The 333-nt window shown below is 78.1% G+C and carries 1 protein-coding gene; it reads left to right on the top strand.

The annotated features are described in order from the left end of the window. On the top strand, positions 1-333 hold a 333-nt coding region (locus C7C46_RS34015), incomplete at both ends, for a histidine phosphatase family protein (RefSeq protein WP_181442703.1).

The following is a 333-nucleotide window of genomic DNA, read 5'->3' as shown; positions in this document are numbered from 1 at the left end:
CGCGCGCGGTCAGCAGCCCGCTGGAGCGCTGCCGGCAGACCCTGGCCCCGCTGCTGGCGGCCCGCCCGGAGCTCGGCGAGCCGACCCTGGACGACCGGCTCGGCGAGTGCCACTACGGCGACTGGACCGGCCGCAAGCTCGCCGAGCTGGCCGGCGAGCCGCTCTGGCGCACCGTGCAGGACCACGCCTCGGCCGCCGCCTTCCCGGGCGGCGAGTCGCTGCGCGCGCTCAGCCACCGCACGGTGGCCGCAGCCCGCGAGTGGGACGAGAAGATCGCCGCCGAGCACGGCCCGGACGCGGTGTGGGTCGCGGCCAGCCACGGCGACGTGATCA

Origin of the sequence: Streptomyces tateyamensis (assembly GCF_003205575.1) — a bacterium.
Taxonomy (GTDB): domain Bacteria; phylum Actinomycetota; class Actinomycetes; order Streptomycetales; family Streptomycetaceae; genus Kitasatospora; species Kitasatospora tateyamensis.
Note: the sequence above shows the minus strand (reverse complement) of the source record. Positions and strands in the feature narration are given on the sequence as shown.